20 protein-coding genes are annotated in these 25,261 nt (G+C 50.0%); 5 read left to right on the top strand and 15 right to left on the bottom strand.

Annotated elements, in window-relative coordinates:
- Positions 1-10: 10 nt before the first annotated feature.
- Positions 11-2,866: a valine--tRNA ligase gene (locus E2566_RS02270; RefSeq protein WP_107169453.1), complete on the top strand. Its 2,856-nt coding sequence runs from the start codon at positions 11-13 to the stop codon at positions 2,864-2,866.
- Between the two features lie 104 nt (positions 2,867-2,970).
- Here E2566_RS02270 and E2566_RS02265 read toward each other — a convergent pair whose 3' ends face one another.
- The 3 genes from E2566_RS02265 to E2566_RS02260 form a co-directional block, all read right to left on the bottom strand.
- Positions 2,971-3,591: a LysE family translocator gene (locus tag E2566_RS02265; RefSeq protein ID WP_107169452.1), complete on the bottom strand. Its 621-nt coding sequence runs from the start codon at positions 3,589-3,591 to the stop codon at positions 2,971-2,973.
- Between the two features lie 237 nt (positions 3,592-3,828).
- Positions 3,829-3,942 (bottom strand): hypothetical protein, encoded by a 114-nt coding sequence (locus E2566_RS22010; RefSeq protein WP_420892585.1) that lies wholly within the window; start codon positions 3,940-3,942, stop codon positions 3,829-3,831.
- A 271-nt stretch (positions 3,943-4,213) separates the two neighbouring features.
- On the bottom strand, positions 4,214-4,477 hold the full coding sequence (locus tag E2566_RS02260; protein ID WP_133169862.1) for a hypothetical protein: 264 nt from the start codon (positions 4,475-4,477) through the stop codon (positions 4,214-4,216).
- A gap of 177 nt (positions 4,478-4,654) precedes the next feature.
- Between E2566_RS02260 and E2566_RS22005 the strand changes: the two genes are divergently transcribed.
- Entirely contained in the window at positions 4,655-4,711 is a 57-nt protein-coding gene (locus E2566_RS22005) for a hypothetical protein (RefSeq protein WP_420892584.1), read from the top strand.
- Positions 4,712-4,756: 45 nt separating this feature from the next.
- On the opposite strand, the gene E2566_RS02250 is transcribed toward E2566_RS22005, so the two are convergent.
- The gene (locus E2566_RS02250) at positions 4,757-5,062 is read right to left on the bottom strand and encodes a hypothetical protein (RefSeq protein WP_107169450.1); all 306 of its coding nucleotides are present in this window, start codon (positions 5,060-5,062) and stop codon (positions 4,757-4,759) included.
- A gap of 179 nt (positions 5,063-5,241) precedes the next feature.
- On the opposite strand from E2566_RS02250, the gene E2566_RS02245 reads away from it, so the two are divergent.
- Positions 5,242-5,331: a SymE family type I addiction module toxin gene (locus tag E2566_RS02245; RefSeq protein ID WP_107169478.1), complete on the top strand. Its 90-nt coding sequence runs from the start codon at positions 5,242-5,244 to the stop codon at positions 5,329-5,331.
- Between the two features lie 101 nt (positions 5,332-5,432).
- Here the strand turns inward: E2566_RS02245 and E2566_RS02240 are convergent, their stop codons facing one another.
- The 9 genes from E2566_RS02240 to E2566_RS02200 all read right to left on the bottom strand — a co-directional run bounded on the left by E2566_RS02240 (position 5,433) and on the right by E2566_RS02200 (position 22,040).
- On the bottom strand, positions 5,433-5,786 hold the full coding sequence (locus E2566_RS02240) for a hypothetical protein (protein WP_107169449.1): 354 nt from the start codon (positions 5,784-5,786) through the stop codon (positions 5,433-5,435).
- A 2-nt stretch (positions 5,787-5,788) separates the two neighbouring features.
- The gene (locus tag E2566_RS02235) at positions 5,789-6,769 is read right to left on the bottom strand and encodes a VENN motif pre-toxin domain-containing protein (RefSeq protein WP_107169448.1); all 981 of its coding nucleotides are present in this window, start codon (positions 6,767-6,769) and stop codon (positions 5,789-5,791) included.
- A 181-nt stretch (positions 6,770-6,950) separates the two neighbouring features.
- Entirely contained in the window at positions 6,951-7,211 is a 261-nt protein-coding gene (locus E2566_RS02230; RefSeq protein ID WP_107169447.1) for a hypothetical protein, read from the bottom strand.
- Complete coding sequence (locus E2566_RS02225; RefSeq protein WP_240618630.1) at positions 7,212-14,462, bottom strand: hemagglutinin repeat-containing protein; 7,251 nt, start codon at positions 14,460-14,462, stop codon at positions 7,212-7,214. It abuts the gene before it with no gap.
- Between the two features lie 71 nt (positions 14,463-14,533).
- A complete protein-coding gene (locus tag E2566_RS02220; protein ID WP_233671814.1) occupies positions 14,534-16,186 on the bottom strand; it encodes a ShlB/FhaC/HecB family hemolysin secretion/activation protein in 1,653 nt (550 codons plus the stop codon).
- A gap of 375 nt (positions 16,187-16,561) precedes the next feature.
- Positions 16,562-18,181: a methyl-accepting chemotaxis protein gene (locus tag E2566_RS02215; protein WP_107169445.1), complete on the bottom strand. Its 1,620-nt coding sequence runs from the start codon at positions 18,179-18,181 to the stop codon at positions 16,562-16,564.
- A 211-nt stretch (positions 18,182-18,392) separates the two neighbouring features.
- Positions 18,393-19,472, bottom strand: a complete 1,080-nt coding sequence (locus tag E2566_RS02210) for an alpha/beta fold hydrolase (RefSeq protein WP_107169444.1) — start codon at positions 19,470-19,472, stop codon at positions 18,393-18,395.
- Positions 19,473-19,811: 339 nt separating this feature from the next.
- Positions 19,812-20,849, bottom strand: coding sequence for a M48 family metallopeptidase (locus E2566_RS02205; protein ID WP_107169443.1), 1,038 nt, complete (start codon positions 20,847-20,849; stop codon positions 19,812-19,814).
- Positions 20,850-20,858: 9 nt separating this feature from the next.
- The gene (locus tag E2566_RS02200; protein WP_107169442.1) at positions 20,859-22,040 is read right to left on the bottom strand and encodes a YjgN family protein; all 1,182 of its coding nucleotides are present in this window, start codon (positions 22,038-22,040) and stop codon (positions 20,859-20,861) included.
- 294 nt (positions 22,041-22,334) lie between these two features.
- Between E2566_RS02200 and E2566_RS02195 the strand changes: the two genes are divergently transcribed.
- Positions 22,335-22,838, top strand: coding sequence for a GNAT family N-acetyltransferase (locus E2566_RS02195; protein ID WP_107169441.1), 504 nt, complete (start codon positions 22,335-22,337; stop codon positions 22,836-22,838).
- 109 nt (positions 22,839-22,947) lie between these two features.
- Here E2566_RS02195 and rraB read toward each other — a convergent pair whose 3' ends face one another.
- Positions 22,948-23,373: a ribonuclease E inhibitor RraB gene (gene rraB / locus E2566_RS02190; RefSeq protein WP_012773090.1), complete on the bottom strand. Its 426-nt coding sequence runs from the start codon at positions 23,371-23,373 to the stop codon at positions 22,948-22,950.
- A gap of 161 nt (positions 23,374-23,534) precedes the next feature.
- On the opposite strand from rraB, the gene argF reads away from it, so the two are divergent.
- Positions 23,535-24,542 (top strand): ornithine carbamoyltransferase, encoded by a 1,008-nt coding sequence (gene argF / locus E2566_RS02185; RefSeq protein WP_107169440.1) that lies wholly within the window; start codon positions 23,535-23,537, stop codon positions 24,540-24,542.
- 52 nt (positions 24,543-24,594) lie between these two features.
- On the opposite strand, the gene E2566_RS02180 is transcribed toward argF, so the two are convergent.
- Complete coding sequence (locus E2566_RS02180) at positions 24,595-25,260, bottom strand: PAS domain-containing protein (RefSeq protein ID WP_107169439.1); 666 nt, start codon at positions 25,258-25,260, stop codon at positions 24,595-24,597.
- Position 25,261 lies beyond the last annotated feature (1 nt).

Below are 25,261 nucleotides of genomic sequence, written 5' to 3'. Positions count from 1 at the left end.
TTTGAGCATAATGGAAACGAAATATAACCCGCAAGATATCGAGCAGCCGCTCTACGAACTCTGGGAAAAGCAAGGCTACTTCAAGCCGCACGGCGACACGAGTAAAGAAAGTTTCAGCATTATGATCCCGCCGCCCAACGTCACCGGCAGCTTGCATATGGGTCATGCTTTCCAGCAAACCATTATGGATACGTTGATCCGCTATCAGCGTATGCAAGGCAAAAATACCCTGTGGCAGGCGGGTACCGATCACGCCGGTATCGCTACGCAGATGGTGGTTGAGCGCAAGATCGCCGCAGAAGAAGGCAAAACTCGCCACGATTACGGCCGCGAGGCGTTCATCGACAAAATCTGGCAGTGGAAAGGCGAATCCGGCGGCAACATTACTAACCAGATGCGCCGTCTGGGCAACTCCGTTGACTGGGAACGCGAGCGTTTCACCATGGATGAAGGCCTGTCCAACGCGGTGAAAGAAGTTTTTGTCCGCCTGTATAAAGAAGACCTGATTTATCGTGGCAAGCGCCTGGTAAACTGGGACCCGAAGCTGCGCACCGCGATTTCCGATCTGGAAGTCGAAAACCGCGAAGTGAAAGGGTCAATGTGGCACCTGCGTTATCCGCTGGCCGATGGCGTGAAAACTGCCGAAGGAAAAGACTATCTGGTCGTCGCCACGACTCGCCCGGAAACGATGCTGGGTGATACCGGCGTTGCCGTTAACCCGGAAGATCCACGTTATAAAGATCTGATCGGCAAAGAAGTGATCCTGCCATTGATTGGCCGTCGTATTCCGATCGTTGGCGATGAACATGCCGACATGGAAAAAGGCACCGGCTGCGTGAAAATCACGCCAGCTCACGACTTCAACGACTACGAAGTGGGTAAACGCCATCAGTTGCCGATGGTAAATATTCTGACGTTCGACGGTGATATCCGCCAGAGCGCCGAAATTTTTGACACCAATGGCGAAGTCAGTACCGCTTACAGCAGCGACATTCCAGAAGCCTTCCAGGGTCTGGAACGTTTTGCTGCACGTAAAGCACTCGTCGCAGCATTCGATGAACTCGGCCTGTTGGAAGAGATCAAGGCACACGATCTGACTGTTCCTTACGGCGATCGTGGCGGTGTTGTTATTGAACCGATGCTGACTGACCAGTGGTACGTGCGTGCTGCCGTGCTGGCTAAACCTGCGGTGGAAGCGGTAGAAGATGGCCGCATCCAATTCGTGCCAAAACAGTACGAAAACATGTACTTCAGTTGGATGCGTGACATTCAGGACTGGTGTATCTCCCGTCAGCTGTGGTGGGGTCACCGTATCCCTGCCTGGTACGATGCCAATGGCAACGTCTATGTGGGCCGTACCGAAGCGGAAGTACGCAGTGAAAACAACCTTGCTGACGATGTCGTTCTGAATCAGGACGAAGATGTGCTGGATACCTGGTTCTCATCCGGGCTGTGGACGTTCTCTACATTGGGTTGGCCGGAACAAACGCCCGATCTGAAAGCGTTCCACCCAAGCAGCGTGATGGTGAGTGGCTTCGACATCATCTTCTTCTGGATTGCTCGCATGATCATGCTGACCATGCACTTCATCAAAGACGAAGACGGCAAACCGCAGGTGCCATTCCACACTGTCTACATGACCGGCCTGATCCGTGATGAAGAAGGCCAGAAGATGTCTAAGTCCAAAGGGAATGTGATCGACCCGCTGGATATGGTCGATGGCATCTCGCTGGAAGCGCTGCTGGAAAAACGCACCGGTAACATGATGCAGCCACAGCTAGCGGAAAAAATCCGCAAGCGCACTGAGAAGCAATTCCCGAACGGCATCGAACCTCACGGTACAGACGCCCTACGCTTCACGCTGGCGGCGCTCGCCTCTACTGGCCGTGACATCAACTGGGACATGAAGCGTCTGGAAGGTTACCGTAACTTCTGTAACAAGCTGTGGAACGCCAGCCGTTTTGTGCTGATGAACACCGAAGATCAGGATTGCGGTTTTGGTGCAGGCGAAAAAGTGCTGTCTCTGGCTGACCGTTGGATTCTGGCAGAATTCAACCGCACAGTGAAAGCTTACCGTGATGCACTGGACGGTTATCGCTTTGATATTGCCGCCAACATTCTGTATGAATTCACCTGGAACCAGTTCTGTGACTGGTATCTGGAGCTGACGAAGCCTGTAATGAACGGTGGTACAGAAGCGGAACTGCGCGGTACACGCCACACGCTGGTTACCGTACTGGAAGCATTACTGCGTCTGGCGCATCCGATTATTCCGTTCATTACCGAAACCATCTGGCTACGTGTTAAAGCGCTGAAAGGCATTAACGATGGCACGATCATGTTGCAGCCATTCCCTGAGTTCGACGCCGCGCAGGAAGATACGCTGGCATTGAACGATCTGGAGTGGATCAAGCAGGCGATTACCGCAGTGCGTAACATTCGTGCAGAAATGAACATCGCGCCGGGTAAACCGCTGGAAGTCTTACTGCGCGATGCCACTGCCGAAGCACAGCGTCGTGTGGAAGAGAACCGCAGCTTCATCCAAACGTTGGCACGTCTAGAAAGCATTACGCTGCTGCCAGCGGACGATAAAGGTCCAATTTCCGTCACTAAACTCATCGATGGTGCCGAGCTGTTGATCCCAATGGCCGGCCTGATCGACAAAGCGACAGAGCTGGATCGTTTGGCGAAAGAAGTGGCGAAAATCGAAGCAGAGATTGAGCGCATCGCAAGCAAGCTGTCCAACGAAGGCTTTGTGGCACGTGCACCGGAAGCGGTTGTTGCCAAAGAGCGTGAGAAGCTGGACGGCTACGCCGTAGACAAAGCCAAGCTGCTGGAGCAGCAAGCAGTCATCGCGGCGCTGTAACGCTAATCGATTTCCAGCAGTAGTATGATTAATATGAAAGCCTCGTTGCAAAACGGGGCTTTTATTTTTTTCTCGTGTAAACGATGTTCTACTATCAATATGAATTAAGACAAACCAGAGAAAATAGAATAGCTGCCAGTGAGAATTAACGAACTCCCACTAATGAAAGAGAGAGTTTTAATAAATGAAGCATTAACAATGTTTTTTCCAATAGAAGAAACTGCCGCATATAGAAGATCTGTTGTCATACTCACACAAATAAAGACAATACCTAATATAATAAAATTAAACTCATAGTCAGATAAAGAGTATATAAATGACGGGATAAATGTGGAGAAAAAAATAATAGCTTTAGGATTAGATAATGTCGTCACCATTGCCTTTATTAAACTAACAAAAAACCTATTATCATCTTTTTTATTGGTACTGCTCACTCTTCTTTTATTTAAAATAATCCTACAGCCTAAAAATACAAGATAAGCACCACCAACTAGTTTTATAAGATAAACATATTCACTAAATGCTTTAGCCCCAACATAGGTAATAACTAAAGATGCGGTAATCAACATCACCTCACCTAAACGAAACCCAATCATAAAAGGAAGTGTTTTTTTAAATCCGTTACTAATTCCTTCGTTAATTAAAAGCGTTACCGCCGGTCCAGGAGAAAGTGTTTGCAGAGATGCGATCATACTAAAATAAATAATTGTCGATAGCGTTAACATTATTAAAACTCCGGCGTTTTAAATGAAACGGGAGGCACATTATCCCATAACGTCAGCGCTCTGGCTGACAGTTTTTTATCCTATACATCGTCGTTTCTGCTATTGCCCACTGCCCACAAATTGTAATCTGTTGCCATTTCCACCTCACATTACTTCACGTCAGCCGTCGGCTTGCCAGGACTGAACTGCGCTTCTTACCGATAAAAACAACGATCCTGGCTCAAGGGCCGGGAGCATTCAAGCGTATGAAACCAAATTGAAAACTTCTGCTCTTAAGCAATCAAACTCTTCATTTTCATCAAATAGAAGAACACCATCCTTGTAGAGTAATAAGTCATTCAATGATCCCATTCCACCATAAAGGCCCAGAAGCTCTGCTCGGACTACATCTGGGGTTCCAACTTCACCTACATACACTTTTTTACCTGAGGGGGTTTTTATCGAAAAATATGTGTCTATCGGTGACGCCCCCCATCAGACCGCTTTATCGATCCTTGTTTAAATAACATCTTGCAGCGCTTCGTAACTAAAGAACTGACCATAAGGTTTATCATCCCTCTCCCCAAAAAAGAATAATATCGTCCTTCAATACCACCACTAAAAGTGGCTGCTAAATCATTATCTAACGGTTCAGGCTTAATTGCTGAATATTCCCCAATACCCTTATAGTGGGGAACGAAACAACACTGTGATTAACAGCAGATTCAGCTTTACCCACTACTTTAGCTACCACTCTTTCCGTGAGTGCTGCCCCTGCTTTCGCAACACCGACCCCACCTGCGATGGCAGCAGCCAAATCAGACTCGAGTTTACAGCCTGTCGGCAATGACTCGCGCCGCCAGCTCACCCGTCGTAAGCGCATCTCTCGCCATCTTCCTGTCAGCATCAGAGATGCCCCGCAGTCTTCGCTTTCGGTTCTCGACGTTGATAAGGCTGAACACGACGTCAAGTCAGCCCTCTTCACAATTGAAGTAAAAGAACCACAACCGAGGGCAAAAACCTCCCAGCCAGCAGCTCAGTTGGCAAGTAGCTGGAAGACCTCGGTTTTAACACCGGACAGTCGGTGGTTGTCACTGTTGAACACGGTAAATTGGTGATTGAGACTGAGCTAAGGTTCTGACTGGCAAAAATGACGCTCCCGACTCGGAAGCTGGGAGCGTCATATTCAAAACCCATTTAATATAACTTCACCATAATCAAAGCACTTCGGCGCTTGCAATTTAGTCTCGAATTTACATTCGATATAATTACTTATCAATAAATTACATCCTTCATCGACTATTTTTAACTCACCAATAAAAGATAGAACAATGTCGCCTTCAAACTGGATAACCAGATATTTTTCAGCCGAGTCTATTTTTTTTACAAAAAATTGATTATCAAAAGGTCGTCCATAAGGACCATCAGGTAAAAAGAAATAGAGTGACTCTTTTCCTGCAATCCACATTTTGATTAACTCATTAGTGCTCATTTTTTGATGATCCACTCACTCTTTGGATTAGGTAAAAATATGTGAGGCCTCAAACTCAGCTCGGTTCTCGACGTTGATAAGGCTGAACACGACGTCAAGTCAGCCCTCTGCACAACTGAAGTAAAAGAACCACAACCGCGGGCAAAAAACCGCCCAGCCAGCAGCTCAGCGGAAAGTGGCTGGAAGACCTTGGTTTTAACACCGGACAGCCGGTGATTGTCACTGTTGAACACGGTAGGCTGGTCATTGAGACGGAACTGCGGTTTTGACTGGCTGATGTAAAAATCCCGGCCTTTTTAGGGGGCGGGATTTTTTAATTCAACATAACTAATCGAGAAACCTGCATACAGAACTATTTATAACGTCCGAATTACTTATCCAACATGTTAGGATCGTACAAAGGCGAGTCCTGCATTTTGGGCTTGATTTCTTCATACCAAGCCTTAAAAATCCAGTCTTGTGGACGATTATTTATTACAGGATTAGCTTTGAGGTCTATTTCTATTGCTTTCTCTATATTTCTATAGCATTGCATATAATTGGATTTCGATAGCTTAGAAAAATCTAAGGTTTGATCATAGAAATCATAAGTTTCATAGATTTCCTCCATAATCTCTTTGCTTATTTGGCTCATGTAGGGGCGTAAATAATCAGCCATAATATCTATGGCTGAAGACCCCAATGACACACCATTATTTTTTGAAAAAAATAAAAAACCGGCCATATTCACCTCATGATAACAATCTTTGCTTTATCTGCCTGTGACAATGAGTTGATGTGGTTCAATAGCTTATGTTGATTTTCAACATTTAAACTCCTGAAATCTAAGGGGACTATATCTGCTTTATCTAAGTGTGTGCGTAACTGCGTAATATTTCTATCCCAGTTATTATTAAAAAACTTATTCATCCCCTCAATTTCTTTCTCTGAACCTTTTGCTGTTGTAAACATAAAGTCAACAGTTTTCCCTTTGTTTGGTCCGCTGGAAAATACAAAATCGGCACCACTGGCATCAGGCTCAACACGTTCCAATTTCCCGCCCATAGTATTTCGCAATTCGGTGGCGGCTGAACCTTCTGCAAGCTTGTTCTTGCCAGCGTGAGGATCAAACTTCAATCGGTTTACTTCGTCAAGGTTAACAGCGGCTCCCGTATGAGCTACTGAGCCAGCAATTTCATCACTAGCCTTATTGATCAGCTTAGACTCTTCAGCAACATCCCCTTTCTTCAGCGCCATTTCTGCTGCTTTAATCGCTTTCCCCGCAGCATCGCCCGCAATAGGAATTAACCCAACCATTGCTGCAAGATAGTCAATTGCACTTTGCGCTTCCGCAAAGCCTTTGATATCGCCCACAACTGGGACAAAATCTACTCCAAAACCAGCAGCGCCTTTCAACAATTCATTGCGATGTTCACTTATCTTTGCCGAACACGCTTCCGCACTTAATCCCGCACAATTTTGAGCTTTGAATTCTTCAACCATAGCAACGAGCTGTTTCTGCGCATTCTGACTTGCCTGCGCACCCGCTACCGCATTTGTCGTCGAGTCTCCCACCGTGCCGGCCGCCAGATCACCTGCCAGAAGCGAAAGCGTGGTGACCGTCTGTTTTTCGCTTTCCGTCATCTCCGAGATAGCTTTACCCGGGTAGAGCCTGTCGGCAATGACTCGCGCCGCCAACTCACCCGTCGCAAGCGAGTCTCTCGCCATCGCATCAGAGAGCCCCGCAGTCTTCGATTTCGGTTCTCGACGTTGATAAAGCTGAACACGACGTCAAGTCAGAACCCCGGTCGTTATCACCGTTGAACAGGGCCAAGTGGTGATACGCATTGTGGTTGAATGACAGGCAACAAGAAATCCCGGCCTGTTTTAAGGGCCGGGATCATTGAGTTTATTTTGGATATGAGATTGCAACCTTATATTCATCGCAGATAAATCCCTCATCAGCTTTATTATGAGGGGTTCTATCCGTTGAAAAATACCTTAATGTCGGCTCTTCCTTTTTTATTTTCAGTTGTAAAGATTGTGACATTTTTTTAGAAAAAAATATCACTTGCTCCATGTTAGACCATCCATCTGATATCTCTTTCACTGAGTTACCTTCAGCAAGAGAGAGCTCAATAGCGTGGTCTATATAAGGTGATTTAGTCATTTACTTACCCAAGTCTATTTTATCTATCAATTTCAATTGGCTATTGTAGTCTTTTATAAAGTACTGAGTAGCGCCGCCGGGCCCCAACAATGGATTAGCCATTACTTGACCAGAAGGAATTCTTATATCACTAGTAATCTCATAAATTCCCATTTGAGGGCGGTATCCGAACTCTGGGTGAGGTGATACTTGTAGATTTTTAAATATTGATTCTCTGCTAAATCCTGCATCTAGTAATGTATCCCATGAAGTATAATAAGACGATTGTCCAGGTATTCCGCCGTATACTCTTCTACCAGCAGGTAAAGTAACCATTCCCCATTCATCTGCTTTATATCCCCATTGAATCTGATCAGATTTCGCAATGTGAATATCAAAATTAGACGACTCCCGCGCCTTCTGGCTTTCCGAGATATTGACTTTGATACGATCTGCCATTGATGTCGTGGTACTGGTCGCTTCAGATGGCTTGCTAACGCTCTTTATCCCATAGAACCCAGCCAGCGCACTGACAAGACCATGCAGTTGCATCGCCCTATCATATTCCGATGCCACTTCATTCCAGTCTTTGTGATTCTTCTCCGCTATCGCGGTAATTGCCGCATCGCGTGTAATACTGCCTGCATCCAAGCCATACAGTATGTCACTCGCATTAGCCGCATCCTGCGGGTACAGGTCTTTAAAGATGAGTCGGTAACTGGCTGCGCTTTCACCGTAACTGTCCAGCGCCTGCTGTGCCTTCGCCACCAGTGCCGAACAACCCGCCCCCGATTTATTACCCTGCGTACAGATATCATGGATAGCCTGATTGCGCTCTTTATCCAACTGATCGGTATCAGCCAGCTCTTTCGCTTCGTCGGTTGTCAGTGTTCCAGCTTTTTCCTTGCGCTCCAGTGCCGCTTTCCTTGCGGCTTCTGTCGCACTCAGATAGTTATTCTCCACCGCATTCTGACTTGCCTGCGCACCCGCTACCGCATTTGTCGTCGAGTCGCCCACCGTGCCGGCCGCCAGACCACCTGCCAGAAGCGAAAGCGTGGTGACCGTCTGTTTTTCGCTTTCCGTCATCTCCGAGATAGCTTTACCCGGGTAGAGCCTGTCGGCAATGACCCGCGCCGCCAGCTCACCCGTCGCCGCACCCGCAGCACCCGCCAACGCACTGTTACCGCTGGCTTCCGCCACTATACCGCCCAGTACCGCGTGCGCTACCGCATTGGCTGCAATATTGACATTATCATTTGCATCCGTCGTCGCTTTCTTGATTTCTGCCGCCAGATACGGCGCCGCTGCACCCGTTATCGCCTGTGCAACGTTACCCCCCGCCAGTCCCTGCACCGCCGCCGAGACCGCCATTATACCCTGACGGATCGCGCCCCCCGTGCCAAAACCCGAACTGTTCAAGGCCTGAGTATAGGCTTTGTCATACGTCGTCTGATAAACGTATTGCTGAATCTCGGCCTCTGTCGGGTTCAGGTTTGGCTTATTGCCCGTCGCGAGCGCGTCTCTCGCCATCTTCCTGTCAGCATCAGAGAGCCCCGCAGTCTTCGCATCGGCCTCCGCTTTCGCCGCTTTCGTCGCAATAATCGCCCCATGCGTACCAGCAATATCCATCACCTGACTGCTGATTTCTGCAATCACCTGCATTTGTTGCAGACGCTTCTGCTCTTTCTCTTTGTCAAAAATCGGGCTCAGCGTCTGGTTTGCATGTTCAACATCGTTACTCAGCTGCGCGACATCCTGACGCTGGTTCGCCTCATCACGGATGACCAACTGCCCATTGCTGATTGCCGCACGCGTGGTACTCGCCGCATTACCGTCATTATTTCCGCTTATCAGTGAGTTGGATGCCAGATTACTGAGCATCTGCATGCCTACCGGCCCGCCCGTACTGATACCGACGCCGCTGTGAGAGGTCTCAAACTCGGCTCGGTTCTCAATATCACTAAAGCCCAGCGTCCCGGTGTCTAATCGGTTTTTCGCGGCCTCTGCCGTGGAGCCAATCACCGCGCCATCGAGCTGCGTATGATTGCCCACCTGCACATCGTAGCCACCTTGCCCGGCAAACAGCCCGGTCTGCTCCTGCACGCTGCGATAATCGCTGTGCATTTTGTCCTTGCTCATGTTGAAACTGGCTGACGCGCTTCCCGCACCATAAATCGGAATGCTGACGCCTGCACTCATGCTCTGCTGCTTGCTGTCGTAAACGTCGCTATCCTGCTCACTGCGCAACAGCAAATCCCGTCCGACGCGTGCCGTTACCTGCTGCCCACTGACCTGTGCACCCTGCAACGTGGTATCACGGCCGCTGTTTAGCCGAACCTGACGCCCCGCGTCCAGTAGCGTTTCAGTGTGGCTCAGCCCTTCACCCAGTTCACTGCCTTTCGCTTTATTCATGCTGGCGTTTACGCTCAGACTAAAGCCGCCGCTGCCAGCACCCAGGCTCAGACCAATGCTGCCGCCTTTGCTCTTGTTACTTCCTTCCGTGTGCTGACTGTTTTGTGCAGACAGTAGCTGGATATCACGTGCCGCATCCAGTGCCACATCCTGACCCGCACGCAGCTCGCTTCCCTGCACGCGGATATCATCACCCGTTGCGGTCAGAGACAGGTTCCTACCCGCGTTCAGGCTGCTACCTTGCGCGGTGCGCTGCTCCACCGTTTGCTCAGATTTCGATGACTGGCTTCCCAGCGAGACGCTGACGCCCACAACATTGTTATTCGTAGGATCGTCTTTACCTTTCAGCGCAGCCAGATAGGCAGCCTGCCCCGCTTGTACGCCGCTTAACGTCGCTTTCACACCCTGTAACGCTTGAAGACGGCTATCCTCCGTCTCCTTAGCCGTCTGCGCCGTTTGTACCGCCGTATTCACCATACCACCGACCGTGCCACTCAGCGCCAGCGTTAACCCACTCTGCTTCTGTTCATAGGTCTGGCGCTGCGTCTGACTGTTCTCCGCCGCCGTCACTGCTATCGTCTTACCTTGCAGCGCCAGATCCTGTCCGGCAACCACGTCACTACCTTTCACAGTCAGTTGATTGCCCGCCAGCAGCGTCGTGTTGCCTTTTTCACTACCGATGATGCTGGCTTTCTCACTCATGCCATCTGTATCGGTCGTGCTCTTTTGGCTGGCCTGACCAATGCTAAATCCGATACCGCCACTGCCCATCAAACCGGATTTTTTCTCTTCCTTTAAATGAGTTTCCTGATGATTTTCTTGCGCCGTCGTCACGGTAATATCGCGTCCGGCGGTAATGCTGACATCCTGCGTACCCGCAACGGAGCTACCCGCGATCTGCACGTTATTGCCTGCACCGATCGCCACCGTCTCGCCGCTGAACGAACTGCCCACCGCCGATTGATGCTGAATGCTGTCATGGCGTTCGCTGGACTGCGCAGAGAGCAGGCCACGACTGCTTTGCTTGCTGTGTTCCGTCAACGTATAGGATGACTCACCGCTGGTCAGATTGATGTCATTGCCCGCCTGAACCTGTAGCCCCTGCTGCGCGGTGACGGATGCCGCCGTCGCATTCAGGTCGAGTCCCGCACGTAATGCTATCTGGCCATTCGCGGCGATTTCACTACCGATATCTTTGCTTGCCTGATAATGGCGATAATTATTGCTGTCCCAGTCGCTATTCTGCGTTTCCGTGGTCGTCAGCGTTGCCAGATTCAGGTTATTCCCCGCGCTGATCAGCGTGGAACTGTCAGCCCCCGAGTTAATCACCTGGCTTCCGATCAGGTTGATGTCTTTGCTGGCCGCCAGCGTCAGTTCACCCTTGTCATTCTGAACGTACATGCCCGCGATGCGATCCAGAATGCGATTATCCTCACCGCCACTCAACGTGCTGGTACTGGTGATAGTGCCGCCCGCCAGTGCGGTCAATTTATCTTCCGCCTGAATGACACCACCGACATTATTCAGATCGTTACGAACCTGTAGCTGCACCTGTTTACCCAGCAGAGTCCCCCCCTGATTGTCCAGCGCATCGGACGAGATAAACAGGGTATCGCGCGCGGCAATACGTCCGCTGTTCAGCAGGCCTCCGGCAAGTCCAACAGAGATCGTGTTCCCCGCCAGCAGACTACCCGCACCGATTTGTTCATTCGAGCGGACGTTGGTGTAAACCTGCGGAACAAGCACCGTCTGCGAAGAGCCGTCTGCCAAGGTCACCGATTTTCTCACCATCCAGACCATATCGGTGGTGAGCAACGCCATCTGCTCTTGCGTCAGCGCCACACCCGGCGTCAATGAGAACTGACGACCAAATGCGATACCCGCATTCATCAATGCTTTGTACTGTGCTTCATCGCTGTTATAACCCGCCAGATAGCGCTGCCCGGTTAATTGGGCGATCTGTTCGCGTACTTCTCGCTGTTCGTAGAAGCCATCACCCAGTCGTTTATCCTGCCCCTCAATACTGAAGGCCTGTAGCATATAATCAGAGCTAAGCCACTGTTTTTGGTTGGTGAAGCGCACATCCGTTTCCACCAGATAGCGGCTTTCTGCTGCGGGTTGTAGCGTAAATAAACTACTGCCTGGAAGCGTCGCCGTCGGCGTACCCACATTCTGACCAACGTTACCTGCTCGCAGCGCCGTCACCACATAGCCCGATCCGTCAAATGCTGCCTGGTCACGCCAGTCATGCACTTTTAGATCGATCGTTTCGACTTGAGCCGCTGGCGCATAGTTATTGCCGTCAATACCCTGTGAGGTTTTTGTTACCCCGCGCCAGTTCTTTTTCTTCTTGGCATACCAGCGTTCCTGCCACCCACTCTCAGACGTAGTACGTTCGCCCGGCGTCGCCAGATTGCTCAGCGCCTTCACACCGTCAATTAACAGACCGGCCGCAATCACGCGGCTATCGCTGTTGGTCATCCGTGCCGCTGTCAGATACAGATTATTACCGGACAGAATCTGCCCCGGATCGCTCTCTTTCACCCTGGTTTCATTCACCGTTCGGGTATAGATGTAGCGATAGAAGTCCTCACTGGCATAGCCATCCGGCATATGCGCAGTGTTCACGCCGTATTTATTGTCTGTCAGCCAAATATCGCTCCAGTTGTAGCGCGTGGTATGTCCACGCAGCACGGCTTCATCGATATGGGTCGCACTGGTGACAATTTCCGTCACCAAATTATCGTTAACGTTATTAATCTGACCAGCGGACAATGCCATATCACCAATGGACTCAATGGTGGCACTGTGGTTATTGATGGCATCGGCTTGGCCTGTTGCCATACCTTCCGCATCCAGATTACGTCCCAGCGTCATCACGCCATCACTGTAAATCAGCCCATGTTGACGATTGTTAAGCGTGCCTACACCGAGATCCAAACGCTGGCGTGCGGCGATCGTCGCCCCCATGCCACCTTCATTCAGATTGTTCAGCGTCTGCGCTTGCAGGCTGATCCAGTCGCCATAAATGCGACCGCTCCCCATGTTGCTCAGCGTGCCCGCATCAATACGGGTTTGATCGCCATCGATCAGGCCGCGGTTGGTTAACGAATCCGACAGCGCCAGTCGCGTCTTGTGGCTGCTGATTTCACCACTTGCCTGATTATCGAGACGTGTAGCCGTCAGCGTCAGCTCACTACCAGACTGGATTTTTTGGCGGTTGGTGACATCCCCCGCCACCGTGAGGTCGAGTTTACCGTTTGCAATGACATCGCTCTGGTTATCGAAGCGCTGTGCGGCAGTCAGCGACATGTCACCCAGTGACAACAGTTGGCCGTCGCCACTCAGACTATCGGCTTGTACATCCAGCTTTTTCCCGGCAATGAGCGTGCCGTCGGTATTATTGACGGCTTTCGCCGCCGTCACCTTAAGGTTGTTATCCGCACTGACTTTCGCTTTACGGCTGGAAACCGATCCACTGGTGGCATTGAGCGTAACATCGGTCGCCTGCGTCTGACCGCCATCGGTATTCACCTCTGCCGCGGCTATCGTCAGCGACCCGCCGGCGAGTTGCTGGCCGTTAGCATCAGCGCGCTGGCTGGCTGTCAGAGATAAATTGCCCGTTTGCGCCACCGAACCATCGCTGTTGATACCCGCCCCCAGCACAGCACCTTTCTGGTTAGTGATGTTTGCCGCTTTCAGGGTCACATCGCGCTGTGCCGCCAGTACGCCACGGTTAGTCGTCTGTTTCTGTGTGCCGACACCGACATCACGCTGAGCGTAAACTTTGCCGCTATTATCCAGTTCACGACCCGCCAGCTGTACATCCTGTGAGGCATTAATGCTGCCACTGTTCTCAATGCGGCCATCGGCAGAGATCGTCACGCTTCCTGCCTGTGCACCAATCGCACCCGCGTTGCGTACCCCAACACCTTGCTCCGTACCAATGAGCTGGATCTTACCCGCGTACATACCACCGAGTTGCGCTACGTCCACCGCCAGCTTCGGCTCTGTGCGATCCGTTGACGTTGAAGCCGTCGCGGCTTTCTCGATTTTCTGCTGCTCGGCATCAACGGTATTACGTCCCGCCGTTACTTTTAGGTCATTCGCCCACAGCCCGGCGTTGATTTCTGCACTCTGCGCGATCAGGTCGGTATAATCCTGACGGCTGGAGTCCATCCCCGCCCCTTGAACGCGAATCGTGCCTTTCTCAACCTGATAGCCTTTAAGTTGGCCGTTTTCCATCATCGCCTTGCCGGTCGTCAACGTCGCCCGGTTCGCATTGATGAAACCGCAGCCGTCACAGGTGATGCCCGACGGGTTGGCGATAACCACCTGCGCTTTTTTCCCTGCAACTTCGATGTACCCATTTAATTTGCTGGGATCGCGTGAATTCACTTCGTTCAGAATGATCTTCGCTTCGCCTTTAGCCAGCCACGGGTTACCCGCCACCCAGCCGCCTTGCTGTGTTTGCACCTGATTACGCGAGTTATTGAGAATGGCACCTTGCTGATTCACATCGAACTGGCTGTAGACATTGCGCGATACGCCGCCGGCACTTGGCGTTTGAATATTGACCTGTGGCGTCCCGTTTGCGGTTTGTAAGACGTTAGGTTTTTGGTTACCGGGCGCATTGCCGTCCGCGACAATGTTCGCCTGTGCCACAGGCGCAAGCGCGACAAACCCCATCACGCCGAGCAATAGGAACGTCAGTGGAGAAAGCCGCCCGGTTATCTGACTCAGCGTCGACCCAAGTCCCAACGGAGAAGAATCTTTGACGCAGCCGCGACACAGTTCAGAGACCACCATCAACACGCCACGAGCGCGGTTAAAAACGATGCGATACAGGTGCTTATTCATTCTTGTTATCCATTCAAAGAAAGAAATTTTTCAACAAACAGGTTTATGACTGGCGCATTCCGACGGATGCTTCAGTACTGCCAGTTCAGGCTGAAACCGAAGACGGCCGGGCTGGTTTCAAAGCCATCAGGCTTGGAAAGCGGAATGCCCGCAAACAGGTCATAGCCGGTGCTCAATACGTTGCCACGTACCCCGATGACACCACCTGCCAAATGGTTACCAATCAGCCGCTCTTTACTGTTGTTACTGATCTCGCCGTAATCCACACCCAGATACAGTTCCTGATTCTGAAGCGGCGTGCGCCAGGCGAGCTCATTGCGTACCAGCCAACCGTCGTCGGCGCTGAGCGTGAGCTCACCGTCAAAGCCGCGAACCGTCCAGCGGTTACCAATGGAGAATTGATCTTGTGCCGTCAGGCGGGTACTCGCGAGCTGACGACGGTATTGCACGTTGTAGCGGAAAGCTTCATCAAACACGGCGAAGGGAACATCCAACTCGGAAGAGAACTGAATAATTTTTGACAGCCCGGTTCCTTCATCGTTGGTTTCTTCTGGAACGGGCTGCGCCCCGAACCAGCGAGTGCCGCGCTGATAGCTAACAGCAGCATCCAGCGTGGCTTGGGAAATATAGTGACGATGCTGTAAGCCCAGACGCCATCCCGCCGTTTTACGCCGCTGTACCTCAACCTCGGTATCATTGACAAAATTGCGTGATTCACGCGTCATGACCTCATAACTCACCGACGTCTTCTGGCTACCACTACGATGTAATACTCGACTCAGTTGGAAATTGAGGCTCTCGTTTTCACCTTTATAGGTATAGTTTTCATTCAATCCGGCTATCGTCTGGTGATAGTCATAACCGCTGGCGGTCATCCCAGCCTGCCAGTAGCCAAACGGCACCGAGTAGTGGGCAACGTAGCTCTTGCTGCCTTTACTGGTACGCCCTTGCAGATCGTGACCACCGTAGAGATAAAACGTGTCGCTAAGTGAAAAGGGATTATCGAGGAAAAGCGTCAGACCGCCCTGATAGCGCCCTGTGCTTTTGGTGCCGGAATCATCCAGCGTCGCACCAAGCCGCCAGTGTTTTGCTTGTTTATAGCTAACAACGATATCGCTTTCGCCCGGCTTCTCTCCCGGAACCAGTTGCATATCAGCCAGTGCTGTCGGCACGCGCTGTAAATTCTCCAGCCCCTGCTCGATATCGCGCAAATCAAGCAGTTCACCTTCGCGTGCAGGCAAAGCGCTATAGAGCTGAATATAGCGGTCACTGTCCGGCGACAGCGTTATCTTGCCAACCTTACCGGCCATCACCACCAGCTTCAGCGTACCGCTTTTCAGATCCTGAGCAGGTGCCAGCACGCGAGCGGTCACATAGCCGTGATTCACCAGACGGTTTTGCAACGCGCTCATTAACAGGTTAATGCCTTTACCGCCCAGACATTGGTTCACCGCCTGATCGGCTAGCCGCTGCAACGGCAGCCAACTGGGAAAATCCTTCTTTCCCTGTAATTCCACCTTGTTAATGGGAAAACAGGGCGTCATCTCCACGGGAAAATGCAGCCGTGTCAGAAATGCCCCTGGTTCTTGCAGGCGGACATCCGGGGCCTGAGGTGAAAGCTGTCGCTCTTGCGCACGCTGCCGTTCCTGCTGATTGATTTGCTGCTGGTTGATCTGACGTTGATCGAGCTGTTGCAACTCAGCGGGCGTAGCCGCATTCGCCATGACTGCAAAGAAAGGTAAAGGCAGCGTGAACAATAACGGACGAAATGATACAGAGAGCGTTAATGGGATAGATTTTATTTTATTGATTTTTAATGATAAAAAATCAAAACAAACAGTCCTTGTCATGATAAATAAACCTGAAAATGAAAATAATTAGTTACATTTTCATCTCGGATAAACATATTAGGAATGGGAACAGTCTTATTCGTTCTTATCTGTCATTGGCAGAACAGCGGAAAAATGAAGGGGCGAGCGTAGCGTTCTGATAGGTTTACATGTCGAAGTATCTATCGCGTGACGATGCGGTTCAGAGGGAGTACCGTCTGTTCCCTTAGCTAAAGCGAGTAAGGAAACAGACGGTGGGGCATTTAATGATTAGCGAGCATCGGCCAGCGCAATGTTCTGACGCAAGCCGGGCAGAGCATTGTTCATTTCCACCTCTTCTCTTGCGATCTGAAAACGGGAAACGGACTGTTGCAGGTTAATAACCTGCTCCTGAAGCGCATTTGCTGAGGTCGCCACTTCGGATACCAATGACGCATTCTGCTGCGTCACACCGTCCATCTGATTAATAGCGATATTAATCTGCGAAATGCCGCGGCTCTGCTCGCTGGAAGCCAGCGTGATTTCATCCATGATATCGACCACTTTTTTCACATCCATCAGCACTTCGTCCATGGTATTACCCGCCAGCTCAACCAGCCCTGCGCCCTTTTCAATACGGCTGAGGGAGGCATCAATCATGGTGCCAATCTCTTTCGCCGCTGTCGCACTACGCGCCGCCAACATCCGAACTTCAGAAGCCACCACGGCAAAGCCTTTACCATATTGACCTGCACGGGCAGATTCTACCGCAGCGTTCAGTGCTAGCAGGTTAGTCTGGAAGGCGATGCCGTCTATCACCCCAACAATGTCGGAGATTTTGGCAGAGCTTTGCTTAATAGAACGCATCGTATCAACCACTTCGGTGACAACATTCCCGCCGCGAGACGCAGAATCCGAAGCTTTCTGCGCCAGATCGTTGGCTTTACGCGTGTTGTCTTCGTTGTTTTTCACCGTTGACATGATCTGCTCCATGCTTGAAGCCGTTTCGTCCAACGAGGCCGCCTGCTGCTCGGTACGGCTGGAGAGATCGATATTGCCGGATGCGATTTCCTCAACGCCGATGCTGATCGCATCAGTACCGTTACGCACCACGCGCACCATGTTTTCCAGCCCGTCACGCATACGCTGAACTGCGGCGAACAACTGTGCAATTTCATTTTTCCCGCTGCTATCAATCTGCGCACGCAGGTCGCCTTCCGCGATGCGGTCAAAGACGGAAATAGCCTGATTCAACGGTTTCACGATAAGGTTGGTCATCACGGACCAGGCCAGTGCAGCCAGCAGCAACGCACAGGCAATCGCGGCGTACAGGATGGTTTCCATGAGTTCCACACGCCCATTTGAATCCGCGTAGGCTTCATCAATACTCTTCAGCTTGAAGGCAACCAACGCTTTAGAAGATTTATCAAACGCGGCATACAGCACTGTCGACTTCCCTGCACGCTGGCGATATTCATCCAGATTCCCGGCGTTCAGCGCCGCAAATGCCGGGTCAATAAACTCTTGCATCAGCGTATTACGCTTCTCGGCCATGTCCGTAGAAATGACTTTTTCTTCTTCGGACTGCGGATATTTCAAATATTCCTGCCATTTCTCGCTGGCACCATCGACCTTGCCTCTGGCACGTCCCAGTGCGACTTTAGCCGCCTCGACATCCCCTTTGCCCATTAATGATTCGTACAGACGTAAATCTAACCGACCACGCAACAGCAGTTCGGAGCTGTCATTCAACGCAACCAACCCTGGCAGCACTTCCATATCGACACGGGCAAATGATTTATTCCCCGACTGAACCGCAACCAACCCTAACACGCCGACAAAAAGCAGTAGCGCCGCTAATGAAAACACCATCATGCTGAGTGCAGTACGGATCTTTATCTTACGAAACATAAATTATCCCTGTGGTCTGAAAATAAGAAGGGGTGGGCGCCAGCTCCAGAGCAGAGCCGTTCAGTTATTTACGTAATAGTCGTTATTCATTTTCCAGACGTGTGAATTTCCACGAACTGAAATAAACTGGTTATAAAACCGTAATAAAATAAAGAAACGTATAAAGAAAATAATGATCGACAGAAATAAACTTTCTGTCGACCGTTAATATTTATTTTTTATTCTTTTCCTGAGACTGATTTTTGTCTAAGAAACGTTGCAGCTCATCTTTATAAAACTTCGCCGACATCATCGTGCCATGCCCGCTGGTTTCGTTACTGGCGGGAATAAGGAACAAGGTCGCCTGCTTAATTTTCTTAAGCTCATTATCCAGGATGCCTGTTTCAACAGGATTACGCTCATCATCCGCAGAGTTGATCACCAGAACAGGGGCTTTAATTTTATTCAGCTCCGGCGCAGCATTATAATTTGCAGACGAACCCCAGATATAAATAAAGTCATTCGCATCGCTGGTTGACGGTGCGGCAAGACGATCTGCTACCAGTTTGTCCGCCTGTGCACGTGTCGGCGCTTTGCTCTGATAGGCCAGCGTTCCGCCAGTAGTCGCAATACTAAACATAATACTGGCCGTTTTTAGCGTCGGCGGCTGCTGCGTATAATCGCCATTATTCCAGGCTGGATCATTCTTGATGGATTCAATCAAGATGCGACGCATCATCCAGTTACGGCCAGACAGCTCGTTTGGCAACGACGCCATTGGCACCAATGCATCCATCATGTCCGGGTATTTTTCCCCCCAGAGCCAGGTCTGCATTCCGCCCATGGAATATCCCATCACCAGACGCAGGTGGTTAATCCCCAGTCCTTCTTTGATTAAGCGATATTGCGCCTGCACCATATCGTTATAATCGTACTGAGGAAATTTCATCCGTAAGCCGTCTGACGGCTTGGAAGATTTTCCAGAACCAATGCTCTCCGGCATGATAATAAAGTATTTGCTGCTATCCAGCGCCTGACCTGGCCCGAAAAGCTCTCCACCAAAGCCATTTGCTAACAGCGCTTTAATCGGCTGATTCGTTCCATGCAGTAATAACACGGCAGGCTTGGTTTTATCACCGAGCGTGTAATAGTGAATGCGCAGATCTTTTAATTTTTCGCCGCTGTTGAAGGTAAATTCTGGCGCGATCCAATCGCCTTCTTGTGGTGCTGAAAAATTGGTCTGTGCATACGTTAATGGTGACAGCATTAACAGAAATGCACCCACCACCCCTGATAGTATTCGGTTAACCATAAATAGCTCTTCGGTAATCATGAAGTCGTGAAGCCGCGATTTTAATGTCTATTAGGAAAAATCCCAATAAACATAAGTGAGCTAATAATAAAAAGATATTATTATCTGATTTTTTTATTTATAACGAAATATTCTATAAGAAGTTTTCAATAGAATGACATTTAACGCATTCCCGTTAATCGTCTGACTACGCCGCTCATACTTTCCGCTCGGCATTAACGTCCATAAAAACAACAAAAAGTGGGAAAAGTCGTTCATATCGCGAACAAGAATGCCGATAGTGCGCGGTGATATCCGCACACTATCGGCATAAGGAAGGGGTAACATTGGCGTTGAGGATCAGTGCTGATTCATTTCTCTTTCAATCGTTCTCAGCCGCTCGTCCATATCTGGGTGTGTACTCAGCCAATCGGGTAAATCCAGCGATTCAACCTCATCCCCGCTGCGGTCGTGATTGAGCAAGGCTCGATACATTGCCTGCATTGACTGAAGCGAACGCCCTTGTTGCTGCATTTTTGCTATTGCCCATGCATCGGCTTCCCGCTCCATATCGCGAGAAAACTGCATCTCGTTGATAAAGGCGGCAGACTGCAACACGGTATCACCGATTCCACTCACATCTCCCGTCATCCACATGAACGTCAACGACACCAGCGATGAGCGCACCACCATGCGCATTGGATGGCGATAGGCGTGGTGTGCCATTTCATGCAGCATCACCGCCGCCAGTTCGTTGTCATTTTTCGCCAGCTTCACCAGATCGTCACTGATAATCAGCGTGCCATCCGCCAGCATGAAAGCGTTCGGTCCGATAGGCGCAGCCATGATCTCCAGACGCAACGGCGTTTTATCTTCCCGCATATCGGCGGGCATAACCTGCCGAAACAGCGTTTGCATCGCCTGCTGACGTTCAATAGGCAGTTTGGAAGACTTAAAATCACTGTGCCGCAGCAGCTTCAGCGTATGTTGTCCCAGTTGCTGTTCGATAGCGGTAGGGATGCGTAGCGCCAGCGCGGAACTCGCCCAAGGCAACACCACGTAAACGTAGTTTATGACGATCAAAATCGTGGCAAATAACGTGAAAATCACGCCACGCTTATGGCGTTCCAGCCGATGGACAAACCCCGGCCGGCGTCGTGCGGAATACCAGGCACGAAAAACGGGATCGTCGGCAGGAACAAAACGACCGCCATCAGGAAACGTTAATATCAGAGGAATAGAACCCAGCGCATCGGAAACCGTGACTTGCTCCAACGCAAATGTGGTGTTCGATGACCCGGTGTTCAGCACCATCGTCGAACCATTGTCCGTTAAATGAAGAGAAGCGGCCACGCGGGCCGCCAATCCGGGGTATTGATAATGCCCCTCAATATTCATATTCCTGCCTTACAGGCCGACACCCAAATCGAGCGCCTGCACCGCTTCTTCGGCCAGTGCGCTGTTTGCTGTGTCCTGATGTGCCTGAACGTGCAGCAGTGCCAGATCGCCTTCAACCGCTGTCGCATTCGCGATATAGCGTGCATGGCGAATCTCTGCGACTGGTGCAGCCCAACCCAAAGAGAAAATAGTGATCAGGCTATTGGTTATCAGCAGCCCCATGTAAGACATCGTTTGCATGGAAGAATGCAATTTCACACCACCGTTCAGCGACGTCTGATTAAACAGATAATTACGCTGCGCGACCACCAGATAGCTGCTGGAAACCAGCACACCCAGCAGCGCCACAACAACCATCATGATCATATTAAAGACGTTGCTCAGCAGCATCATCATGACGAGATCTTCATTTCCACCACCCATCATAATAGTTTGGAATAGCGTGAAGAAGAATGAACTCATGAATGACAACGATGCGATCAGGAAAGGAACAAAAATCAGCAGGCTAACCAGGGAAAATTTAATAAACGCTGCTTTCGTTAATTCTGCGTTAAACGCGGTTTTACCGAAGAACAGATTATTCACATAGAAATCAAGCTGCATCATTTTCATGATGCCATTTACCGCGGCAAACCCCGGAATAGCAATCGCCAGCGTAATAAGCCCAATCAGAATTGGGCTATTGCTCTGCATACCGATCATGATAACCACAACCAGAGCAATATAAAAAGCCAGCAGTAACAGGATAGGGCAAAGCAGCAATACCCAATACGCACGGCCCGTCTTGCAATGATAGTTAAAACGGACGCCGCGATAGCTGGACATAATGGCACCATAACGCCAGTTGCGGATCACGATAACCGGAATAAGTGCCGCAAATGCCAATGCAAGAATCGTCCCCAGCGTGGGTGATATCGCCAATACAAAATAAAACAGAATCAAACCGGCGATAACCAGCAGACGCCCTTTAAGGATCTGAATAGGCTGCGCGTGGTAATCAAAACGGTCACCGTTAATTTCTGTGTTACCGTAAAAATAACGACGACGACGCACCGTGGCCCAGGCAGAATAAATACCGAGAGTGATGACCGTTAATAACGCATTCACCAGCCAAATTGCAAAATATTCCCCAGCCTTACCATGAAACTGCACGCGATGCAGCGCGCTATCTTTTGAAGTATTGATGGTCATAACCCTTTCATCCTAAAAGAAATAAGCCAGATAAACGTATTATTCGATACGTTAGTGGCATACAAAAAGCGGCTCATTTAAGCATGTCCTGTTAATCACAACAATAAAAGTTAACAAAAATCAAACAAGTTCATATACTTACTAATTACATGGAATAGGGAAATCCACAAAGTAAAAAACACATTGATAACGTGAAGTCGGCGAGTATAGACGTTGCATCAATGTGGCCTGAAATGGTATTACAATCGGCCAAGATCATTACCCTCGTAAACCGTAAGAACAAGAGTACGTATTATGACAACCGCGACCTCCACCAATCTTCAGCTACGTCCAATCACCGAACAGGACGATGCAGCCATCGCACAAGTCATCCGCCAGGTTTCTGCTGAATTTGGTTTGACGGCCGACAAAGGTTACACCGTTTCCGACCCTAATCTGGATACGCTGTTTACTCTATATAGTCAGCCGAAAAGCGCCTACTGGGTGGTTGAATATGACGGCCGGGTCGTGGGCGGCGGCGGCGTTGCCCCGCTGGTCGCAGGGGAGGAGGATGTGTGTGAATTACAGAAGATGTATTTCCTACCCGTCGTGCGGGGTAAAGGTTTGGCACGTCAGCTAGCAATACAGGCACTTGATTTTGCACGTGAGCAGGGTTTTCGCCGCTGCTATCTGGAAACAACCGGCCACCTGACCAGCGCGATCCGGCTGTATGAATCACTGGGCTTCGAGCTAATTCCCCATTCAATGGGTAACACGGGTCATACCGATTGTGAAGTGACGATGCTGAAGGTACTGTAATAGGCTGAAAGTACGGTAATACCGCGCGGTCATACCGAATAAAAAACGCCGCAGGGGTTCCGGCGGCGTTTTCAGTGAGGCGTGTTCTTTCGAGTTAATGACTCAATAATTAGTGGCGCTTGCCGTCATCATCTTCATCATAAAAATCTTCGTCATCCCCGTCTTCTTCGCCTTCACCATCTGGATCTTCGAAGTAGGTGCCCCAACCGTCGTAATTCACACCGTGGCGTTCTGCCAACGCCAGCAGCTGTTCTACCTGTGCGTCGATCAGTTCCGCATTCAGCGCAACTTCACTGATGGCATCACAGCACATCAGCAACACGCCATCTTCCACTTCCAGTTCTTCCGCATCCGTCACTTCGTAGCCCAGTTTGAAGGCTTCTACAGCAACTTTTTCCAACACTTCAAACTTCTCAGCGGAGAAATGGTGTTCAATGGTATAGAGCGCGTCAGGATCGCTGCCATCATCCAGCAGTTCTTCAATGATCAGGCGTGTCTCTTCCCGTTGTTCTTCCAGTAATTCGCGATTTGCCATGCCTCAGTCCTCATTAATCGACGTAATATTGCTTATTGTCCCACAGCCCTGCGGCTTGCTCCACCACAAAGTTTGATATCACCACTTGAATTTGAATAATTACACATATAAAGTGAATTTTAATTCAATCAATAGTATTGAGCCACATGGAGAGATACATCATGCAACCATTCTATAAACGTCACTTTTTAAGGTTAATGGATTTTACACCCGCAGAAATTGCCCATCTTTTAACCCTGTCAACGACACTAAAGGCTGATAAAAAAAACGGGACCGAAGCCCGCCGCCTGCAAGGTAAAAACATCGCACTCATCTTCGAAAAAGATTCGACTCGTACTCGCTGCTCTTTCGAAGTTGCTGCATACGATCAGGGCGCGCAAGTGACCTATCTCGGCCCGAGCGGTAGCCAAATCGGTCATAAAGAATCCATCAAGGATACCGCACGTGTACTGGGAAGAATGTACGACGGCATTCAATATCGCGGCTACGGTCAGCAAATTGTGGAAACGCTGGCGCAATACGCGGGCGTTCCAGTGTGGAACGGACTGACAAACGAATTCCACCCCACACAGTTGCTGGCCGATCTGCTGACAATGCAGGAACATTTGCCAAGTAAAGCGCTGTCAGAGATGACGCTCGTTTACGTGGGCGATGCGCGCAACAACATGGGCAACACCATGCTGGAAGCGGCAGCGCTGACCGGATTAGATTTACGCCTTGTTGCGCCAAAAGCCTGCTGGCCGGATGCCGGTCTGGTGGCTGAGTGTCAGGCAGCGGCAGAGCAAACGGGTGGCAGCATCACGCTGACGGAAGATATCGCCGCAGGCGTTGCGGGCGCAGATTTCATTTATACCGACGTTTGGGTTTCCATGGGCGAGCCAAAAGAGACCTGGAAGGAGCGTATCGCACTGCTGAAACCGTATCAGGTGAACACGGCGATGATCGCCGCAACGGGCAATCCACAGGTGAAATTTCTGCACTGCCTGCCTGCATTCCATGATGACCAGACGACCATGGGTCAACAAATGGCGGAACAGTACGGCCTGCACGGCGGAATGGAAGTCACGGACGAGGTCTTTGAATCCGCACACAGTATCGTGTTCGATCAGGCGGAAAACCGCATGCACACCATTAAAGCCGTGATGGTCGCCACGCTGGTACAAGATTAAGATTTAGCCTGCCTTTGATGTGTTTAAAAACAGATCAGAGGTAGGCAGTCCCTCAGGTAATCGACACATGCCCTTTTATCAGAAAAAAAGGAGGAATGTAGTTATCCCACCCTTTTTGGTTGCAGTGTTGGATCAGGGCGGTGCTGTTTGCCACACCTGCTTTATCACAGCAACGCGTTATCCGGTTACGAAGCGTTGAAGAACTTATACCGAGTATGTCCGGAATACGGTTCTGCTTCACCCCGCTCTGTAGTAAAAGAACAACCTCCCACTCCTTGTCTGTAAAAATATTTGCCGGTCGGGTGAACACAACGGGCTTCCTTTCGCATGGCATAAGAAAGGTTGAAAAATAAACATTGGTGATTTCTATGTAAGTGCAAACAATCCCGCCATTGCCATCATTGAGCCGCCAAGGGCGCTTCTCCACCAGAAAAGACCTGAGTCTATTTCGTCTTCCGTAATCAAATGTTTTGAGGACAATACTCATTTCATTTGTGGTCAATATTTTTTGGTCGTCATACAGTATATGGCCGTAGTGCTCGCTGATATCGGGCGTTAAGTCAGTGTCGAGACAGCCTAAAAGTTTATTTTCTGTTACGCCGAAATACTGACATGCCATCTTATTGCCATAAACATACTGGGAGTTACAGTCCTTTATTGCCCAGCCAAACAAAGAGTTATCAAAGTAATACTCAACAGGAGTCAAATCTGGGTCCATC

The organism is Pectobacterium punjabense (assembly GCF_012427845.1).
Taxonomy (GTDB): Bacteria; Pseudomonadota; Gammaproteobacteria; order Enterobacterales; family Enterobacteriaceae; genus Pectobacterium; species Pectobacterium punjabense.
Note: the sequence above shows the minus strand (reverse complement) of the source record. Positions and strands in the feature narration are given on the sequence as shown.

Excerpts from the sequence above, each read along its gene's own strand:
- E2566_RS02270 (WP_107169453.1), top strand. The coding sequence starts at position 11 with ATGGAAACGAAATATAACCCGCAAGATATCGAGCAGCCGCTCTACGAA.
- E2566_RS02265 (WP_107169452.1), bottom strand. The coding sequence starts at position 3,591 with ATGTTAACGCTATCGACAATTATTTATTTTAGTATGATCGCATCTCTG.
- E2566_RS22010 (WP_420892585.1), bottom strand. The coding sequence starts at position 3,942 with ATGGGATCATTGAATGACTTATTACTCTACAAGGATGGTGTTCTTCTA.
- E2566_RS02260 (WP_133169862.1), bottom strand. The coding sequence starts at position 4,477 with ATGCTGACAGGAAGATGGCGAGAGATGCGCTTACGACGGGTGAGCTGG.
- E2566_RS02250 (WP_107169450.1), bottom strand. The coding sequence starts at position 5,062 with ATGAGCACTAATGAGTTAATCAAAATGTGGATTGCAGGAAAAGAGTCA.
- E2566_RS02240 (WP_107169449.1), bottom strand. The coding sequence starts at position 5,786 with ATGGCCGGTTTTTTATTTTTTTCAAAAAATAATGGTGTGTCATTGGGG.
- E2566_RS02235 (WP_107169448.1), bottom strand. The coding sequence starts at position 6,769 with ATGGCGAGAGACTCGCTTGCGACGGGTGAGTTGGCGGCGCGAGTCATT.
- E2566_RS02230 (WP_107169447.1), bottom strand. The coding sequence starts at position 7,211 with ATGACTAAATCACCTTATATAGACCACGCTATTGAGCTCTCTCTTGCT.
- E2566_RS02225 (WP_240618630.1), bottom strand. The coding sequence starts at position 14,462 with ATGAATAAGCACCTGTATCGCATCGTTTTTAACCGCGCTCGTGGCGTG.
- E2566_RS02220 (WP_233671814.1), bottom strand. The coding sequence starts at position 16,186 with ATGGCGAATGCGGCTACGCCCGCTGAGTTGCAACAGCTCGATCAACGT.
- E2566_RS02215 (WP_107169445.1), bottom strand. The coding sequence starts at position 18,181 with ATGTTTCGTAAGATAAAGATCCGTACTGCACTCAGCATGATGGTGTTT.
- E2566_RS02210 (WP_107169444.1), bottom strand. The coding sequence starts at position 19,472 with ATGGTTAACCGAATACTATCAGGGGTGGTGGGTGCATTTCTGTTAATG.
- E2566_RS02205 (WP_107169443.1), bottom strand. The coding sequence starts at position 20,849 with ATGAATATTGAGGGGCATTATCAATACCCCGGATTGGCGGCCCGCGTG.
- E2566_RS02200 (WP_107169442.1), bottom strand. The coding sequence starts at position 22,040 with ATGACCATCAATACTTCAAAAGATAGCGCGCTGCATCGCGTGCAGTTT.
- E2566_RS02195 (WP_107169441.1), top strand. The coding sequence starts at position 22,335 with ATGACAACCGCGACCTCCACCAATCTTCAGCTACGTCCAATCACCGAA.
- rraB (WP_012773090.1), bottom strand. The coding sequence starts at position 23,373 with ATGGCAAATCGCGAATTACTGGAAGAACAACGGGAAGAGACACGCCTG.
- argF (WP_107169440.1), top strand. The coding sequence starts at position 23,535 with ATGCAACCATTCTATAAACGTCACTTTTTAAGGTTAATGGATTTTACA.
- E2566_RS02180 (WP_107169439.1), bottom strand. The coding sequence starts at position 25,260 with ATGGACCCAGATTTGACTCCTGTTGAGTATTACTTTGATAACTCTTTG.